This window comes from Nonomuraea guangzhouensis (assembly GCF_019396345.1).
GTDB classification, from domain to species: Bacteria; Actinomycetota; Actinomycetes; order Streptosporangiales; family Streptosporangiaceae; genus Nonomuraea; species Nonomuraea guangzhouensis.
In genome coordinates this window covers 153806-171543 of the sequence record NZ_JAHKRM010000001.1, presented here as the reverse complement: position 1 = coordinate 171543, position 17738 = coordinate 153806, and the positions used below count along the sequence as shown (strand labels likewise).

The 17738-nt window shown below is 70.4% G+C and carries 16 protein-coding genes and 2 riboswitches; of the genes, 5 read left to right on the top strand and 11 right to left on the bottom strand.

From position 1 onward, the window contains the following. Nucleotides 1–2 precede the first annotated feature (2 nt). Nucleotides 3–1196, bottom strand: coding sequence for an amino acid deaminase/aldolase (locus KME78_RS00770; RefSeq protein WP_219526730.1), 1194 nt, complete (start codon nucleotides 1194–1196; stop codon nucleotides 3–5). A gap of 137 nt (nucleotides 1197–1333) precedes the next feature. On the opposite strand from KME78_RS00770, the gene KME78_RS00765 reads away from it, so the two are divergent. Continuing rightward, nucleotides 1334–1933 carry a DUF6286 domain-containing protein gene (locus KME78_RS00765; protein WP_219526729.1) on the top strand — a complete coding sequence of 200 codons (600 nt, stop codon included), beginning with the start codon at nucleotides 1334–1336 and terminating at the stop codon, nucleotides 1931–1933. Next, a complete protein-coding gene (locus KME78_RS00760) occupies nucleotides 1933–2433 on the top strand; it encodes a hypothetical protein (RefSeq protein ID WP_219526728.1) in 501 nt (166 codons plus the stop codon). Before KME78_RS00765 ends, KME78_RS00760 begins: the two co-directional genes overlap by 1 nt. Before the next feature lie 8 nt (nucleotides 2434–2441). On the opposite strand, the gene KME78_RS00755 is transcribed toward KME78_RS00760, so the two are convergent. The 7 genes from KME78_RS00755 to KME78_RS00725 form a co-directional block, all read right to left on the bottom strand. Then, the gene (locus KME78_RS00755; RefSeq protein ID WP_219526727.1) at nucleotides 2442–3818 is read right to left on the bottom strand and encodes an L-serine ammonia-lyase; all 1377 of its coding nucleotides are present in this window, start codon (nucleotides 3816–3818) and stop codon (nucleotides 2442–2444) included. A gap of 52 nt (nucleotides 3819–3870) precedes the next feature. Beyond that, nucleotides 3871–4260, bottom strand: a complete 390-nt coding sequence (gene gcvH / locus KME78_RS00750; protein ID WP_219526726.1) for a glycine cleavage system protein GcvH — start codon at nucleotides 4258–4260, stop codon at nucleotides 3871–3873. Next, nucleotides 4257–5342 carry a glycine cleavage system aminomethyltransferase GcvT gene (gcvT, locus tag KME78_RS00745; protein WP_219526725.1) on the bottom strand — a complete coding sequence of 362 codons (1086 nt, stop codon included), beginning with the start codon at nucleotides 5340–5342 and terminating at the stop codon, nucleotides 4257–4259. The genes gcvH and gcvT overlap by 4 nt, the downstream gene beginning before the upstream one ends. Nucleotides 5343–5375: 33 nt before the next feature. Beyond that, nucleotides 5376–5471: riboswitch (glycine riboswitch) on the bottom strand. After that, nucleotides 5472–5569, bottom strand: a riboswitch (glycine riboswitch). A gap of 84 nt (nucleotides 5570–5653) precedes the next feature. Further along, nucleotides 5654–6343, bottom strand: a complete 690-nt coding sequence (locus KME78_RS00740; RefSeq protein ID WP_219526724.1) for a gamma-glutamyl-gamma-aminobutyrate hydrolase family protein — start codon at nucleotides 6341–6343, stop codon at nucleotides 5654–5656. A gap of 12 nt (nucleotides 6344–6355) precedes the next feature. After that, complete coding sequence (locus KME78_RS00735) at nucleotides 6356–7120, bottom strand: 3-oxoacyl-ACP reductase (protein ID WP_219526723.1); 765 nt, start codon at nucleotides 7118–7120, stop codon at nucleotides 6356–6358. Nucleotides 7121–7124: 4 nt separating this feature from the next. After that, nucleotides 7125–8468, bottom strand: coding sequence for an aldehyde dehydrogenase family protein (locus tag KME78_RS00730; protein WP_219527176.1), 1344 nt, complete (start codon nucleotides 8466–8468; stop codon nucleotides 7125–7127). Nucleotides 8469–8473: 5 nt separating this feature from the next. After that, nucleotides 8474–9850 (bottom strand): glutamine synthetase family protein, encoded by a 1377-nt coding sequence (locus KME78_RS00725; protein ID WP_219526722.1) that lies wholly within the window; start codon nucleotides 9848–9850, stop codon nucleotides 8474–8476. 108 nt (nucleotides 9851–9958) lie between these two features. Here KME78_RS00725 and KME78_RS00720 point away from each other — a divergent pair, with 108 nt between their 5' ends. Both KME78_RS00720 and KME78_RS00715 read left to right on the top strand, forming a co-directional pair. Continuing rightward, nucleotides 9959–10663: a FadR/GntR family transcriptional regulator gene (locus KME78_RS00720; protein ID WP_219527175.1), complete on the top strand. Its 705-nt coding sequence runs from the start codon at nucleotides 9959–9961 to the stop codon at nucleotides 10661–10663. A 63-nt stretch (nucleotides 10664–10726) separates the two neighbouring features. Next, on the top strand, nucleotides 10727–11482 hold the full coding sequence (locus tag KME78_RS00715; protein ID WP_219526721.1) for a hypothetical protein: 756 nt from the start codon (nucleotides 10727–10729) through the stop codon (nucleotides 11480–11482). Nucleotides 11483–11491: 9 nt separating this feature from the next. On the opposite strand, the gene KME78_RS00710 is transcribed toward KME78_RS00715, so the two are convergent. The 3 genes from KME78_RS00710 to KME78_RS00700 form a co-directional block, all read right to left on the bottom strand. After that, nucleotides 11492–13000, bottom strand: coding sequence for a nickel/cobalt transporter (locus KME78_RS00710; protein WP_219526720.1), 1509 nt, complete (start codon nucleotides 12998–13000; stop codon nucleotides 11492–11494). Next, on the bottom strand, nucleotides 12997–14202 hold the full coding sequence (locus tag KME78_RS00705; RefSeq protein WP_219526719.1) for a tetratricopeptide repeat protein: 1206 nt from the start codon (nucleotides 14200–14202) through the stop codon (nucleotides 12997–12999). Before KME78_RS00705 ends, KME78_RS00710 begins: the two co-directional genes overlap by 4 nt. A 203-nt stretch (nucleotides 14203–14405) precedes the next feature. Next, the gene (locus KME78_RS00700) at nucleotides 14406–15782 is read right to left on the bottom strand and encodes a DUF4331 domain-containing protein (RefSeq protein WP_219526718.1); all 1377 of its coding nucleotides are present in this window, start codon (nucleotides 15780–15782) and stop codon (nucleotides 14406–14408) included. A 228-nt stretch (nucleotides 15783–16010) separates the two neighbouring features. On the opposite strand from KME78_RS00700, the gene KME78_RS00695 reads away from it, so the two are divergent. After that, the gene (locus tag KME78_RS00695) at nucleotides 16011–17729 is read left to right on the top strand and encodes an ABC transporter ATP-binding protein (RefSeq protein ID WP_219526717.1); all 1719 of its coding nucleotides are present in this window, start codon (nucleotides 16011–16013) and stop codon (nucleotides 17727–17729) included. Nucleotides 17730–17738 lie beyond the last annotated feature (9 nt).

The following is a 17738-nucleotide window of genomic DNA, read 5'->3' as shown; positions in this document are numbered from 1 at the left end:
GTTTACAGGAAGGTTCTGCCTTCGCCCCGGTACGTCGGAGCGGTCTCCACGACGGTGTCGCCGTCGACGAGGTGGAGCTCGGGGAAGCGCTCGCACATCTCGCCCGCCTTGGCGTGCCGGAACCAGACCCGGTCGCCTACCCGCAGGTCCTGGGCCGCCTGGCCGAGCAGCGGCGTCTGCACCTCGCCCGCGCCCTCGTCACGCGTGTAGCGCAGCCCCGCGGGCAGGTACGGCTGCGGCAGCAGGCTCGTCCCCGGCCGTCCGGAGGCCAGGTAGCCGCCGCCGAGCACCGTCACCGCGTCCACCGCCGGCCGGCGCACGACCGGGAGCGCGAACAGCGCGGCCGGATGACCGGTGAAGGCGCGGTAGAAGTCGAAGAGCCGGGGATGGAAGAACCCGGAGCCGGCCGCCACCTCGGTGATCGCCCGCTCCCGCACGGTCCGCTCGATGGAGCCGGTGCCGCCGCCGTTGACGAACTCCAGGTCGCAGAGCTGCCGGACGGCGTTCACGATGCCGCCGCGGCGCAGGATGAGCTCGCGGGCCGACAGGCTCTGCATGACCCTGATCACCCGGGCGAACGCCGCGTTGCCCGGCGGATCATCGCCGACCCCCGCGATCTGCCCCTCGTACGCCATCAGCCCGGCCAGGCGGAAGCCCGGCCGCTTGGCGATGTCGGCGGCCAGGTCGGCGGCCTGTTCGGGCTCGCGGATCGTGGAGCGCAGGGCGCCCGCCCGGAACCTCCCGCCGAGCGCCACATATCCCGCGTCGAGGTCCATCGACAGCCGGAGCTCCAGTCGCGGATGGACGGCCGTCACCGCGTTCTCGATGTAGTCGAGATGGTCGGTGGAGTCGATGGTCAGCGTGATCTCCTCGGCCGCCCGCGCGTCGCCGGCCAGCGCCGCGAGCGCGTGCCGGTCGGCGGTGGGGTAGGCCACGAGCACGTCGGTGAAGCCCCGCTCGACCAGCCAGAGCGCCTCCGGCAGCGTGAAGGCCATGATGCCGCGGAAGCCGTCCATGGCCAGGATGCGTTCCATGACGGAACGGCAGCGGATCGACTTGCTGGCCACCCGGATCGGCTTGCCGGCCGCCCGCCGTACGAGATCGGCCGCGTTGGCGCGCATGGCCGCGAGATCGAGGATCGCGAACGGCGGTTCGAGCGCTGTGGTAGCCGTGTCGTAGCGCCGGCGATCGTCCATACCGGCAGCTTAACGGCATATCGGGCAGTTGAATATGAGGGTGGTTCATCTTATTTGCGCCTCCCGTAATGATCCGGCAAACCGGCGGCGGGGGAATGGTCCGGGGGATGCCCGGTCCGTGTACCTCTGGCGGTGTGATGACCGCCCTCCAGCAGATACTGTCCGGCGCCGGGATCGTCGCGCAGGAGAGCCCGCTGCGCAGGTCGGGCCGGGTGCTCAGACCGGCGCGCACGCCCGCCGGGGCCGTCGTGGCGTTCGCGGTGACCGCCGGGCTCGGGCTCACCACCGCCGAGGTGGTGTCCGCCCTGCTGGGCAGGCCGCTCGGCTGGCTGCCGGTGTCCCGCCTCCTCGAGTTCGCGGCCCATCGCGCCTGGGCCGAACTGTCGCTGCCGGCCCTGCTGACGGTGGGCGCGGGTGCCGTGCTGTTGCTGCTGGCCGCCGTACCCGGCCGGTCCAGGCTCGTGCCGGTCGAGACGTCCGACCCGCTGATCGTCATCGGCATCACCCGGGTCGGCCTCCGCCGTACGCTGCGGGCCGTCGCCCAGGAGGTCGAGGGCGTGGAACGGGCCCGGGTACGGCTGCGCAGGCGCACGATCGAGGTCCGGGTCTTCACCGGCCCCGAGAGCTCCGGCTCGATGCTCAGACAGGTCGGCAGCGCGGTCGGCGACCGGCTGGCGAGCGTGGGCACCCTGGCCGCGGCCGAGGTCATCGTACGGCTGCGCCGGAAGGGGCTGTGATGCGGCAGTACTCGGGCAACCGGATCGGCCTGGCCGTGGTCGGCGCGCTGCTGGTGGTCCTGGGCGGCTACGCCTGGCTACGGGGCGAGGACAAGTTGCCGGGCCTGTCGCCACGCGGAAAGGTCCTGCCGGATCGCACCGCCGAGGCCATCGCCGACCAGCCGTGGGCCCTGTGGGCGGGGGCGTTCGTCATGCTGGTGCTCGCCCTGGCCGCGTTCCGCTGGCTGATGCTCTGCCTGGGCTGGGGCCGCCACGGCGTCCGCAACGGCACGGGCACGGCCATGCTCTGCATCGGCCTGAAGGACATCGACGGCCTGACCCGGGCCAGCGCCCGCGTGGTCGGCGACGCGGCCCGCCTGCGCATCTCCCTCAGCTGCCCCTCCTCCGCCGACGTCGGCGCGGTGGTCCACAAACTGGACAAGGAGATCGTCGGCCGCATCCGCCGCGAGGTCCGCGACGACGAGGTCGGCACCGTGGTCCGGGTCCACGTCCGCCGCTGATCAGCCGCTCAGCACTCGATGACATTGACGGCCAGCCCGCCGCGCGACGTCTCCTTGTACTTGTCGAGCATGTCGCGGCCAGTGTCCCTCATCGTCTTGATCGCCTTGTCCAGGGCGACGAAGTGCTGGCCGTCGCCGCGCAGGGCGATGCGGGCCGCGGCGATGGCCTTGATGGAGGCCACCGCGTTGCGTTCGATGCACGGGATCTGGACCAGGCCGCCGATCGGGTCGCAGGTCAGGCCCAGGTTGTGCTCGATGCCGATCTCCGCCGCGTTCTCCACCTGCTCGGGCGTGCCGCCCAGGACCTCGGTGAGGCCCGCGGCGGCCATGGAGCAGGCCGAGCCGACCTCGCCCTGGCAGCCGACCTCGGCGCCCGAGATCGAGGCGTTCTCCTTGAACAGGACGCCGATCGCCGCCGCGGTGAGGAAGAAGCGGACGATGCCGTCGTCGGCGGCGTGCGGGATGAACCGGGAGTAGTACGTCAGGACGGCGGGGATGATGCCCGCGGCGCCGTTCGTGGGGGCGGTGACGATGCGCCCGCCCGCCGCGTTCTCCTCGTTGACCGCCAGCGCGAACAGCGACACCCAGTCCATGGCGTGCAGCGGGTCCGTCTCCGGCGCCTCCGTCTGCAGGCGGCGGTGCAGGCGGTTCGCGCGGCGCTTGACCTTCAGGCCGCCCGGCAGGACGCCCTCCTTGGCGATGCCGCGCTCGACGCACTCGCACATGACCCGCCACAGGTGCAGGATCTCGGCGCGGATCTCCTCGGGGGAGCGGCCGAACGCCCGCTCGTTCTCCAGCATCAGCGCGGAGATGGACAGGCCCGTGTTGCTGCAGTGCTTGAGCAGCTCTTCCCCGGTCGTGAAGGGGTAGGGCAGGACGGTGTCGTCGGGCTTGATGCGGTCGGCGCCGGTGGCCTGCTCGTCCACCACGAAGCCGCCGCCGACCGAGAAGTAGACCTTCTCGCGCAGCGTCTCGCCCGAGGCGGAGAAGGCGGTGAAGCGCATGCCGTTCGGGTGCTCGGGCAGGGAGATCTTGCGTTCGAAGACGAGATCCTCGCCCACGACGAAGGGGATCTCCCGCGTGCCGTACAGCTTGACCGTGCCGGACTCGCGCATCTCGGCCAGGCGCGCGTCGATGCCGTCCACGTCGACCAGCTCGGGTTTCTCGCCGGACAGCCCCAGCAGGACGGCCTTGTCGCTGCCGTGGCCCTTGCCGGTCAGACCGAGCGAGCCGTACAGGATCGCCTCGACGCGGGCCGTACGCGCGAGCAGGTCGTCATCGTGCAGGCCACGGGCGAACCGGTGGGCGGCGGCCATGGGACCGCCGGTGTGCGAGCTCGACGGGCCAATGCCGATCTTGAAAAGGTCGAAGACGCTGATCGCCATCGATGGGCGCCCTTCAGAAAGGCCGGGGTCCGGCAGGACCCCGGCGGGTGGATCAGGACTCGCCTGAGGTGAGCGCCGAGTACTCCTCGGCGGAGAGCAGGTCCTCGGGGTCGCCTTCCACGCGCACGCGGAACATCCAGCCGTCACCGTAGGGGTCGCTGTTGGCCAGCGACGGGTCGTCCACGACGGCCTGGTTGACCTCGACGACCTCGCCGCCGACGGGGGTGTAGATCTCACTCACCGACTTGGTCGACTCGACCTCGCCCACGGAGTCGCCCGCCTCGACGGTCGAGCCGGCCTCGGGGAGCTGCACGTAGACGACATCACCCAGCGCCTCGGCCGCGTAGGCCGTGATGCCGATGGTCACGGTGATGCCGTCGTCGACGCCGGCCACCCACTCGTGCTCTTTGGTGTAGTTCAGGTCGTCTGGGATGTTGCTCACTTGTTCCTCCTGTAGAAGGGCAGCTCAATGAGGTCCATAGGTTCATGGCTGCCCCGGATGTCCACGGCCAGACCTGCCTCGACCCCGCTGTCGACGTAGGCCATCGCGATGGGTTTGCCCAGAGTCTGGGAGGGGGCCCCGCTGGTGACCTCGCCGACGACGGCGCCGTCCTTGGTCACCGGGTATCCATGGCGTGGCACCCGGCGCCCCCGCGCGACCAGGCCGACGAGCCGGCGCCGTGGTGGCGTGTCCTTGACCGCCTCCAGCGCCGACCTGCCGACGAAGTCGCCCGGCTTGTCGAATTTCACCACTCTGCCCAGCCCCGCGTCGAACGGGGTCAGCTCGACGCCGAGCTCGTTGCCGTACAGCGGCATGCCCGCTTCGAGCCTGAGCGTGTCACGGCTGGACAGACCCGCCGCGCGCAGCCCGTACGTACGGCCGGCCTCGGTCAGCGCGTGCCAGAGCGGCACGGCGTCCTGGTTGGCCACGAACAGCTCGAAACCGTCCTCGCCCGTGTAGCCCGTGCGCGCGATGAGCGCCTGCCGCCCGTCGACCAGACCGGGCAGCCCCGCGTAGTACTTCAGCCCGGCGAGGTCGGCGTCGGTGAGCGTGGCGAGGATCTCCTGCGCGCGCGGCCCCTGTACGGCGATCAGCGCGTACTGCTCCGAGCGATCCTCAACCACCGCGTTGTACGACTTGGCGCGATTTTTCAGCTCTTCCCCGACTTTTTCATAGTTGGAGGCGTTAGCCACAACCATGAACTCCTCGTCCCCCAGCCGGTAGACGATCAGGTCGTCCAGCACCCCGCCACGCTCGTTCACGATCATGGTGTAGCGGGCCCGGCCGGACGCGAGTGCCGACAGGTGTCCCACCAGCGCGTAGTCGAGCGCCTCGCCGGCCTGCGGCCCGGTCACGAAGATCTCGCCCATGTGGGAGAGGTCGAACAGCCCGGCCGCCTGGCGGACGGCGTTGTGCTCGGCGGACTCGCTGCCGTAGCGGAGCGGCATCAGCCACCCGGCGAAGTCGGTCAGTGTCGCGCCGAGGCTCTCATGGACGTCTCGAAGCGGTGTGGGTCGGGACATATGCACACCTCAGGGCAGGATCGGATGCAAGGATCCTCCCCCTCTGTCATCGGTGCCTGAGAGCTTCGCCCGGATTTTGCCGGACTTTCACCTTCGGCGAGGCCACCAGGCCTGCTTTCCAGAGGACACCTCGTCCGTGCGGTCCTTTGCCTTGAGAGGTTCGCGGGGAGGGCTTGCTCCTTCAGGGGCCCTGGCCGGATGCCAGGACGCTCTCCCGCACAGGTTCGTCGGTGATGCGGCAAGCCTAGTGCCGTTATGGGGGAGTTGTCGCGTACGGATTGTGCCATTTCACTGCGGCAGGGCTCGAGCGTTCAGCAGGCGGCGACGAGTGCCTCGAACAGCGCGCAGTCCTTCGCCGCCTCCGGATGCCACTGCACGGCCACGGCGAACGTCCGGGACTCCAGCTCCACCGCCTCGACCGTGCCGTCATCGGCCACGGCGGCCAGGGTCAGCCCGGGAGCGAGCCGGTCGACGGCCTGGTGGTGGTAGTGCGGCACGTCCTCCGGCTCGGCCCCGAGCGCCTTGGCGACGCGGGTGCCCGCCACGGGCCGTACGGGGAGCTGGCCGAACTGGCCGGGTGCGGGGGAGTGCCCGGTGTGTCCGACCACGTCGGGCAGATGCTGGTGCAACGTCCCGCCGAGCGCGACGTTGAGCACCTGCATCCCCCGACATATCCCGAGATAGGGCACGTCTGCCTCAAGAGCGGCCTCCAGCACCGCAAACTCCGCCGCATCCCGAAATTTCCGGATGTAGCCGGTCCGCTCATCCGGCTCCTGCCCATACCGGTCGGGCGAGACGTCGCCCCCACCGGCCAGGATCAGCCCGTCCAGCCGTCCCACCAGCTCGGCGGGCTCCCCGGCGGGCGGCAGGATCACCGGCTGCCCACCGGCCCGGACCACCTGTTCCACGTACATGTACGGCAACAGGGCGACCGGCATGTCCCACACGGTGTACCGGGCAGGCTCCACATAGGACGTGATCCCGATGACAGGCCGCTTCACGACATCCCCTTCCTACAGCGGGGTGACGTACGCACTCGAAATACCCCCATCGACCAGAAACTCCGAGCCGGTGATGAACGAGGCGTCGTCGCTGGCCAGGAACGCCACCGCCGCCGCGATCTCGGACGCCTCGGCGAAGCGTCCCACCGGCACGTGCACCAGGCGCCGCGCCGCCCGCTCGGGGTCCTTGGCGAACAGCTCCCGCAGCAGCGGCGTGTTGACCGGCCCGGGGCACAGCGCGTTCACCCGGATCCCCTCACGCGCGAACTGGACGCCGAGCTCGCGCGACATCGCCAGCACGCCGCCCTTCGAGGCGGTGTAGGAGATCTGCGACGTCGCCGAGCCCATCACCGCCACGAACGACGCGGTGTTGATGATCGAGCCCTTCCCCTGCCGCCGCATGTACGGGATCGCGTGCTTGCAGCAGAGGTAGACGCTGGTCAGGTTCACCTCCTGCACCCGGCGCCACGCGTCGATGCCGGTCTCCAGGATCGAGTCGTCGTCGGGCGGCGAGATGCCCGCGTTGTTGAAGGCGATGTCGACGGAGCCATAGGTGTCGAACGCCGTCTGGAACATCCGGACGACGTCCTCCTCGCTGGTCACGTCGACCTTGACGAAGATCCCGCCCACCTCGGTGGCGGCCTTGGTGCCCGCCTCCTCGTCGACGTCGGCGCAGACCACCTTGGCGCCCTCCTCGGCGAACCGGCGCGCGGTGGCCAGCCCGATCCCGCCGCCCGCGCCGGTGATCACGGCGACGCGGTTGTGCAAACGCTGCATGTGCTCACTCCGTTGAGATGAAGACGTTCTTGGTCTCGGTGAACGCCGAGAGGGCGTCCGGGCCCAGCTCCCGGCCGAGGCCGGACTCCTTGAAGCCACCGAACGGCGTCCAGTGGCGGACCGACGAGTGCGAGTTCACCGACAGCGCGCCGGCCTCCACGGCCCGCGCGACGCGCAGCGCCCGGCCGACGTCGCGGGTCCAGATGGAGCCGCTGAGGCCGTAGCGCGTGTCGTTGGCGATGCGTACGGCCTCCGCCTCGTCCGCGAACGGCACCACCGACACCACCGGCCCGAAGATCTCCTCGGTGAACGTCCGGTCGGTGACCGCCGACGTCAGGACCGTGGGCGGGAACCAGAACCCCTTGCCCTGCGGGCAGTCGCCCTGGAGGTACGGCGGGCCGTCGATGAAGCCGCGCACCCGGTCCAGATGTTCGGCGCTGATCAGCGGGCCCATCTCGGTGCTCTCGTCGAGCGGGTCGCCGACCTTGACGTTCCGCACGGCCGGCACCAGCCGCTCCAGGAACTCGTCGTAGACCTCGGCCTGCACCAGGATCCGCGACCGGGCACAGCAGTCCTGGCCGGAGTTATCGAAGACGGCATACGGTGCGGTTTTCGCCGCTTTTTCGAGATCAGAGTCCGCAAATACGATATTTGCGTTTTTGCCGCCTAGTTCGAGGGTGATGCGCTTGACCTGGGCGGCCGCCTTGGCGGCGATCTGCTTGCCCACCTCGGTCGAGCCGGTGAACACGATCTTGGCCACCCCCGGATGCTCGACCAGGTGGGCCCCCGCCACCTCCCCTGCCCCAGGCAGCACCTGGAGCACCCCCTCGGGGAGGCCCGCGGCGAGGGCCAGCTCGGCCAGCCTCAGTGCGGTCAGCGGGGTCCATTCGGCGGGCTTGACGATCACCGTGTTGCCCGCCGCGAGTGCCGGGGCGACGCCCCAGCTCATGATCAGCATCGGGAAGTTCCACGGCACGATCACGCCCACCACGCCCAGCGGCTCCTGGAACGTGATGTCCACGCCGCCGGGCACCGGGATCTGCTTGCCGTGGTTGCGTTCGGGCGCGCCGGCGTAGAAGTGCAGCACGTCGCGTACCGCGCCCGCCTCCCAGCGGGCGTTGCCGATCGGGTGGCCGGAGTTCGTGAGCTCCAGCAGGGCCAGCTCCTCGCGGTGCTGGTCCACCAGGTCGGCGAAGCGGCGCAGCAGCCGCGCCCGGTCGCCGGGCGCCACGTCGCGCCAGCTCTCATAGGCCCGCCTGGCACGCTCCACGGCCCGGTCGACCTCGGCCGCGTCGGCCAGTTCCATGTCGGCGAGGATTTCCTCCGTCGCCGGATTGACGATCAGCATCTTGCTCACATCCGCTCGAAACCCCGGAACAGCTCCCAGTCCGTGACCGCCGCGTCGAAGGCGGCCAGCTCGACCCGGGCGTTGTTCGCATAGTGCGCCACCACGTCGTCGCCGAACGTCTCGCGCGCCAGCTTCGACCCCTCGAACAGCGCCAGCGCGTCCCGCAGCGTGTGGGGCACGGTCTCGGCGCCGGACTCGTAGGCGTTGCCCTCGAACGCGTCCTCCAGCGACAGTTCCTCGTCGATGCCGTGCAGCCCGGCCGCGATCAGCGCCGCGACCGCGAGGTAGGGGTTCACGTCGCCGCCCGGCACCCGGTTCTCGATCCGCAGCGACTGCCCGTGGCCGACGAGCCGGAGCGAGCAGGTGCGGTTGTCCACGCCCCACTTGACGGCCGTGGGGGCGAAGCTGCCGGGGACGTAGCGCTTGTAGGAGTTGATGTTCGGGGCGTAGAAGAGGGTGAGCTCACGCATGTGGGCCAGTTGCCCGGCGATGAAGCGGGCGCCGAGTTCGGAGAGCCCGTGCGGGCCGTCGCCCGCCATGGCCGAGACGCCGTCCGCGCTCCACAGCGAGATGTGGATGTGGCAGGAGTTGCCCTCGCGGGCGTTCGGCTTGGCCATGAAGGTGATCGACTTGCCCTCCTGAGCCGCGATCTCCTTGGCGCCGTTCTTGTAGATGGAATGGTTGTCGCAGGTCTTCAGCGCCTCGTCGTAGCGGAAGGCGATCTCGTGCTGGCCCAGGTTGCACTCGCCCTTGGCGGACTCGACGTACAGCCCAGCTCCCTCCATGTCCCGCCTTATCCGGCGAAGGAGGGGTTCGATGCGGGCCGTACCGATGAGGGAGTAATCGACGTTGTAGAGGTTCGCGGGGGTCATGTCGCGGTAGCCGCGCTTCCACGCGTCCTCGTAGCTGTCTTCGTACACCACGAACTCCAGCTCGGTGCCGACGAAGGCGGCCAGGCCGCGGTCGGCGAGCCGGGCGAGCTGGCGGCGCAGGATCTGCCGCGGCGAGGCGGTCACGTCCTCGTCGTTCTCCCAGGCCAGGTCGGCCATGAGCATGACGGTCCCCTCCTGCCACGGGACCCACCGCAACGTGGAAATATCGGGCTTCATCACGAAATCGCCGTAGCCGCGGTCCCAGGAGGACATCGCGTAGCCGTCGACCGTGTTCATGTCGACGTCCACGGCGAGCAGGTAGTTGCAGCCCTCGGAGCCGTGCCCGAGCACCTCGTTCAGGAAATAGCGCGCCGACAGTCGCTTGCCCTGCAGCCGGCCCTGCATGTCGGCGATCGCGAGCAGCACGGTGTCGACCCGCCCGGCGGCCACCTCGTCACGCAGCTCGTCGACGGACAGTGGTCCGGGTTGTGGAAGACCTCGCTCGCTCACGGAAGTTCGCTCGCTTTCGGGCTAATTGGGCTACTCTTAGACCATTGATGTGCATATGGGGATCGCTTGTCAAGACCTGAGGACACGTTGGACGACTCGGCGCGGTTGATGACGGTGTTACGGCCGGTCAGAGCAGGAAACGCCTTCGAGGAGACGGTAGAGCGGCTGCTCCAGGCGATCAAGCTTGGCGTGGTCGCGCCGGGCCGGAAGCTGCCCCCGGAGCGCGAGCTCGCCGTCCAGCTCGGCATCAGCAGGGTGACCCTGCGCGAGGCGATCCGGGCGCTCCAGGACGCCGGCTACCTCGAGGTGCGGCGCGGCCGGTACGGCGGCGCCTTCGTCACCTACGCCCCTCCCCAGCCCGGCAGCGGCGACCTGCGCAGGATCGTGGCCGACATGGGCGCGGCCGACCTCACCGACGCGCTGACCTTCCGCATGGCCGTGGAATGCGGGGCGGCGGAGGTCCTGGCGGCGGCCACGCTCACCGACGCCCAGCGCGCCCTCCTGCGCGGCCGGCTCACGGACCTCAACAAGGCGGGCATCGAGGACTACCGGCGCCTGGACACGGCCTTCCACCTGTCGATCGCCGAACTGACCGGCTCACCCCTGCTCGCCACCGCCTGCGCCGACGCGCGCCTGCGGGTCAGCGACCTCCTCAACGCCATCCCGATGCTCCAGGTGAACCTCGACCACTCCGCCCTCCAGCACGAGGCGATCGTGGCGGCCATCCTGGCCGGCGACCCGGAAGGGGCCCGTCGCGCGGTGTCGGAGCACCTGGAAGGCACAGCGGCACTGCTGCGCGCGTTCCTGTCCTAGGTCGTTTCGGGACCCTTGCGGTCAAGGGAGGGCGACAGGGCTCGTAGCATCAATTCCAAGGTCATGAAGAACTGGTTCGAGCTGAACATCGTCGGGACAGGACGGCTGCCGCTGTTCTGTTTCTTCGTCGCGCTCATCGCGGCCTTCGTGGCGACCCGCGTCAATGTGCGGCTGATCAGGGCGAAGGTCGGCTGGTTCCGTAACGTCAACGTGGGTGAGATGCACATCCACCACGTGGTGTTCGGGGTCGTGCTCATGCTGGTCGGCGGGGTCAGCGGGCTGATGGTGTCGTCGGCCTCGCAGGTGGCCTACGCCGCCGCGGCGGCCGTTTTCGGGATCGGGTCGGCTCTGGTGCTGGACGAGTTCGCGCTGATCCTGCACCTGCACGACGTCTACTGGGAGGAAGAGGGGCGCACCTCGGTCGACGCGGTGTTCATCGCGGTCGCGGTGACGGGGCTGCTGCTCACCGGGCTCCGGCCGCTGACGTTCGACTACGGGACCCCGGTCAACCCGGGCGCCCTGATCGTGGCGAACATGGTGCTCGCTGTCATCACCCTGTCGAAGGGCAAGATCTGGACCGGGATGGTCGGGCTGTTCGTACCGGTGCTCCTGGTGGTCTGCGCGATCCGCCTGGCCAGGCCGGGCTCTCCGTGGGCCCACCTGTTCTACGAGAAGCGCTCGCCGCGCAAGCTGGCCAAGGCCGCGCACCGGGAGGAACGGTGGCGCCGGCCGGTGATCAGGGCCAAGATCGCGTTCCAGGAGTTCGTCTCGGGACGCCATGACCTGCCCTCCACCCGGCGCGGCCGCCGGCCCACCTAGCGCGGGCGCCTAGAGGGCGATGGCCGAGCGGAGGGCCAGGCCCGCGCCCAGCAGCATCACCATGCCGGCCGTGCCCAGCGGTGCCAGGGCGGACAGCCGGGCGGCCAGGCCCCGCCCCAGCGAGGCGCGCCGTTCGATGCGGTCGACGAGCTTGACCAGCAGCAGGCCCGTGACGGTGAGCGTCGCCGCCATGCCGATGCCGTACGCGGTGACCAGCGCCACCCCGAACCAGGTACGGCCCAGCGCGATCGCCCCGAGCAGCACGATGAGCGCCGACGGGCTCGGCACCAGGCCGCCCGCCACCCCCATCCCGAGCAGACCGGCCCGCGTCGAGCGTTCGCGGCCGTGCCCGTCGCTGTCGCTGTCGCCGTGCCCATGACCATGTCCGTGCCCATGACCATGTCCGTGGCCGTGCCCATGTCCGTGGCCATGACCGTGTCCATGCCCGTGACCCGAGTCGCGGCGGGTGGACAGGAGCAGGCGCAGGCCGATGAAGGCGATCAGCAGGCCGCTGGCCACCCCCAGCCACCCCAGCACCGACTCCCCGGCCAGCGCGGTGAACGCGCTCAGCAGCAGCCCCACCACCAGTACCCCGGCCGTGTGCGTGGCCGTCACCGTGGCCCCCACGACCAGGGCGTCACGCGGCCGCCCGCGCCGCCCGGCCAGGTACGCGGCCATGATCGTCTTGCCGTGCCCAGGGATCAGCGCGTGCCCGGCCCCGAGCAGCATCGCCAGGCCCACGGCCAGCAACCCGAGCGGCACCGTGAGCGTGTCGGAGCCGATCAGGCCGGTGAATGTCCGGTCCAGCGCCGCCAGCGCGTCCCCGATCGGCCCGCCGACGCTGATCGTGCCGAGCCCGGACGGCGTACCGCCGGAGCCGGGGGAGCCGCCGCCGGACAGGGCGGAGGCCGCGCCGCCGACCGTGACGGTGGCGGTGCGCTGGTCGAGCGGGTTGGTCAGCAGGTCCTCGGGGTACTTACGCAGTTCGTCGCTCACACTGGCCGACGGCACGGACGACCGGGTCAGCCGCACCCCGTCACCTACGGCGGTGATCTCCCGCCAGCCGATCCGGTCCTGCTCGAACGTGTCGGCGAAGGACACCGTGCCCGACACGCGGGCCGTGGCGACGAGCCGGCAGGTCAGGCGGCTGGTCTGCAGGCCGCCCTGCCCGGGCGCGTACGCGAACTCCGAACCCGCCACCCGCCACGGCACCGCCGCGCCGCGGACGGTGAGCCGCTGGGCGGCGGCCAGCGTGGCGCAGGTCCTGGCCGCGTACGAGGCGTCCACGTTCGGTTTGGCCTGGAGCGTGGGCAGTTCGGCGGCGTCCACGACCGCCTTGTTCTCCACCCGGTCGGGCCGCAGGCGCAGCCCGTTGTAGTGGTTGACGGTGAAGTTGCCGAGCGGATGCCTGGCCACCGCCAACGCCACCGTCTCCGCCCGCGCCGCGGTCGTGAACAGGACCGACACGCCCATCGACAACAGCAGGCCCACGAGCAGGCCGAGCCGGAGCACTCTCATGAGAACCTCGCCAGTGCGGGCAGGGACGGATCGAAGCCCGGGGTCACGCGCGCGGGCTTGCCGAGCGCGCGCTCGATCCGGGCGCGGTGGTAGGCGAGCAGCGGATTGCGCCAGCCGGTCGAGGTGGCCTTCTTCGCGTACGGCAGCGCCTCGCGCGGCTTGCCCGCCTTGAACAGGGCCCAGCCGAGCGCGTCGGCGGCGACGAGGTTGGGGTTGCGGGCGTACTCGGCCCTGGCATGCCGGACGGCCACCGCCGGGTCGCCGTGGTCGGCCTCGAACTCGGCCCAGGTGAGGTCGTCCCGCACGCCGGCGGCCCGCAGCAGCTTGCGCTGGGCCTCCAGCAGGGTCCAGTCGGGCTTCAACCCCGCCTTGATCCGGGTCTCGCCCTGCTCGATGAGGTACTGGGACAGCGGCAGCCGCTCGACCACCCGCTGGTAGAGGTCGAGGGCCTCTGTCGTCCGCCCGCTGAGCGCGGCGACCCTGGCCTGTCCGGCGACCGCGGGGGTGTAGGCGGGGTAGGCCTGGAGCGCCTTGGCGTACCAGTCGCCGGCCGCGGCGAGGTCGCCCGAGTGCAGGGCCAGCTCGCCCAGGTAGTAGCGGGTGTAGGCGACGTCGGCCGGGGCGTAGGCGTCGTTCTGGGCGTACTCCAGGAACTCGCGGGCCTTCGTCCGGTCGCCCCGGAGCTCGGCCGCGTACGAGGCGCGGGCGAACGCCGCCACGCCGGGGCGCAGCCCCATCATCTTGTCCACGGCCTTCGAGGCGCCGCTCAGGTCGCCGAGCTGTGTCTTGGCGTCGGCCAGCACGCCGTGCGCCGCCGCGCTGTACGGGTTGGCGCCGATGGCCCGCTGCGCCAGCCGTACCGCGTCGGAGAACTCGTGGCGGCCGGCGGCGAGCGCCGCCTGGCCGGTCAGCACCGCGTCGTCGGCGGCGTTCAGGCGGGCCGCGGTGGCCAGGGCGCCTTCGGCCTTGGTGTAGTACGACGGGTCGCCGGTGACTCTGGCCTGGTCGACGTACTCCATGCCGAGCTGGGCCCAGCTTCGGTAGTCGCCGGGCAGGCGCTTCAGGCGGGACTGCAGCGTCTCGGTGAAGGTCACGGTCCGCGTGGTCACGGTGGCTGGCTCTGGCGGGGCGTAGACGGCGTAGGCCGTGAAGGCCAGCGCGCCGGCCACGACGAGGCCACCTGCTATGGCGAGGGATCGCATCCAAGGCTCCGGAGATCGGAAAGGGTCGGCGGAGACGGGGTGATGGCCGGCTGGCCCTGACGGGGGGCACGGCCAGCCGGCCAGGGTCGGCCGGCCCTGATGGGGGCATGGCCGGCCGGCCGGGGTCGCGGCGGGAGTGTGGGAGACGGGCCCGCCGCGGAGAGGGACCGGCCGGCCCGGAGAGGAGGCCGGCCGGTCGGGCTTCACCGCTTGTTCACAGCGACGTTGCTGGGCAGCGGGATGTACGGGAACGACTGGAAGAAGGGCTTGTCGTTCTGGTCGACCTTGTCCGTCAGGCCGGGGACGAGCTTGCCGGACAGCGCGGCACCGGCCACGGCCTGCAGCGAGATGTCCACGACGTCGTCGGACAGGCGGCGGCCGTTCGGGAAGCCCTGCAGGTCACCGGCCAGCACGCCGAGACGGTTGGGGTCCTTGGACGGCGGGACCGCCATGTTGAGCCGCAGCATCTCGGAGGGCCGCAGCTTGCCGGCGTCCTTGTTGAGGGTCTGCGAGTTCAGGTCGGCCTTGATCGGCCCGTTGCCCTTGGCGATGCCGGTCAGGAAGATCTCGACCAGGTCGCCGCGCGGGGTCGCGGGCGCCTTGATGCCGTAGATGCCCTCCAGCAGCCTGGCCACCTCGGGGTCGGTCACGCGCTTGACCACCTGCGGGATGTCGGCGTCCTTGTGCGGGGGCAGCGAGTTGAACGCGTCCTTCAGACCGGCGGGCACCACGACCTCGTTGACCAGCGGGTTGCCCAGGCGCGAGACCTGCGCGTAGCCGTTCGGGCTCCACTTGTCCGTGGTCGACCAGACGCCGATCACCGGGTTGCGCCTGACGTCGCCCTTGAGCGCCAGGTCACTGGCGGGCACCTGGACGGCCAGGGTGCTCACGTTGTAGCCCTTGGTGGTGTCCTGGCCGACCTCGGTCAGGTTGCCGCCGTAGAGCAGGTCGAAGACGCGCAGGTCCAGGAAGAACGCCTCATCCGACTGGCCGGCGTAGGCCTTGCCGCCGTGCGGGAGGCTCTTCAGGGACTGGGCGCGCAGCGTGCCGTAGTCGGGCATCGAGGCGGGGCCGACGTTGCTCGGCGCGACGATGCCGTTCGAGACGAGCGTCCTGCTGCCGTTCTCGGTGAGCCGCTTGAGCGTGTAGCGCTGGCGGAAGAGCAGGTTCTCGTCGTGCAGCGAGGTGACGGGCCCGTTGTTGTACAGGAACGTGTCGTTGCCGCGCCGGTCCTCATCGCGGAACGTCCACTGGTACACGATGTCGGGCTTGGCGTCGCCATCGTTGTCGATCTTGATGTTGTAGCGGGACTTGGTGTCGAACGTGTAGAAGTTCGGGCCGCCCTGCGGTTCCTGGAACGGGATCCAGTTGGAGAGCAGCGTCACCGTGTCGGCTTTGTCCGGGCTGACGAACGCGTACACGTCAGTGTTGTCGTTACGCGGGTCCCCCGCGATCATCGGCGCCTCGCGGTGCGAGGAAGCGGTGCCGGAGTCGGTACGAAGCAGGGCGAACGAGGAGGCGGTCAACGCCGCCGCGACGCCCAGTCCGACTAGAGCGCGCCGGTTGATCCGGAGCTCCATGTTCGGTCCTTTCGAGAGGGCTGATCGAGATGCTGATCGTGATCGAGAGGTTCCGGCCGGGTTCCTCGACGGCCTATTCGTCGCCGCTCCGCGAATGGATGTGTCTCTCCTCCCAAAGAATGAGAGGTCAATCAAAGTTGACATACTTTGGTCGTCAATCTAGGTTGACGGGTGCGGAATCCGATCCGCCGTTCGTTGGGATGTCGGGATATATCGCGAGAGGAGAACATGGTGATCAGAGAGCTGCTCGCCTACATACGCCCGCACCGGAGGATCTTGATCCTCGGTGGGTTGCTGGGTCTGGTCGGCTCGGCGGCCGGTCTGGCGATGCCGTTGCTGGCCAAGTACGTGGTGGACGCCTTCGGCCAGAACAGGTCGATGGCCGGGCCGTTACTCGGGCTGACCGTGGCGGTGCTGGTCGGCGCGGTGGTCTCGGCGCTGGGCACGTATCTGATGGAGCGCACGGGCGAGGGCATCGTGCTGGGCGCGCGGCGCCGGCTCGTCGATCGGATGTTCCGGCTCAAGGTCGCCGACGTGGACCGGCTCAAGCCCGGCGACCTGCTGTCGCGGGTGACCGGTGACACGACGCTGCTGCGGGCCGTACTGACCAACGGGATCGTGAACTCGATCGGTTCGGTGTTCATGCTGGCCGGCGCGATCGTCATGATGGCGACCATGGACGGCGTGCTGCTGCTGGTCACGCTGCTCGTGGTGGTGGTGATCGGCGGGCTGACCGGGCTGGTGATGCCCCGGATCCAGCGGGCGCAGAAGCAGGCTCAGGAGGCCGTCGGCGAGATGGGCGCCGTGCTCGACCGGGCGCTCCAGGCGTACCGCACGGTCAAGGCCAGCGGCGCGGAGGAGCGCGAGATCGCGGTCGTCGCCGGCGCCGCCGAGCGTGCTCGCGACCGGGGGCTGCAGGTGGCCGGGTGGACCTCGCTGGCCGGGGTGGCGACCTGGATGGCGGTGCAGATCGCCTTCCTGTGCGTGCTGGCCGTCGGCGGGTCGCGGGTCGCCTCCGGCGCGCTGGAGGTCTCGTCGCTGATCGCGTTCCTGCTGTACCTGTTCTACCTGGTGGCGCCCATCGGGCAGATCGTCGAGGGGCTGGTGCAGCTCCAGCAGGGCCTGGCGGCGATGAAGCGGATCAAGGAGATCGAGGACCTGCCCGCCGAGCCCGTCGGTGCCACGGTTCCGGTGACTGTCGGCGCCGGCGACCCGGTGGGGGTGCGGTTCGAGGACGTGGTGTTCCGTTATGGGGACGACCGGCCGACCGTGCACGACGGGGTCAGCTTCGAGGTGCCGCCCGGCGGGCTGACCGCGCTCGTGGGGCCGTCGGGCGCGGGCAAGTCGACGGTGTTCGCCCTGCTGGAACGGTTCTACGAGCACCAGGACGGCCGGATCACGGTCGACGGCCGCGACATCCGCGACTGGCCGCTCGCCGAGTTGCGGGCCACGCTCGGCTATGTCGAGCAGGACGCGCCCGTGCTGGCGGGCACGCTCAGGGAGAACCTGCTCTTCGCGGCTCAGGACGCCACCGAGGAGGAGTTGCGGCGGGCGATCGTCCGTACGCGTCTCGACGACCTGGTGTCCAGGCTGCCCGAGGGGCTCGACACGGCCGTCGGGCACCGGGGCGTGCTGCTGTCGGGCGGCGAGCGGCAGCGGGTGGCGATCGCCAGGGCGCTGCTGCGCAAGCCCAGGCTGCTCCTGCTGGACGAGGCGACCTCCCAGCTCGACGCGGTCAACGAGCTCCGGCTGCGCGAGGTCATCGCCGAGGTGGCCGCCGAGACGACCGTGCTGGTCATCGCGCACCGGCTGTCCACGGTGACCAACGCGGACCGCATCGTGGTCATGGAGGCGGGCGGGGTGCGCGCGGTCGGCACCCATGCCGAGCTGGTGGGGGAGGACGACCTTTATCGCGAACTGGCCGCGACCCAGTTCCTGGTGAGCTAGTGCTCTGCG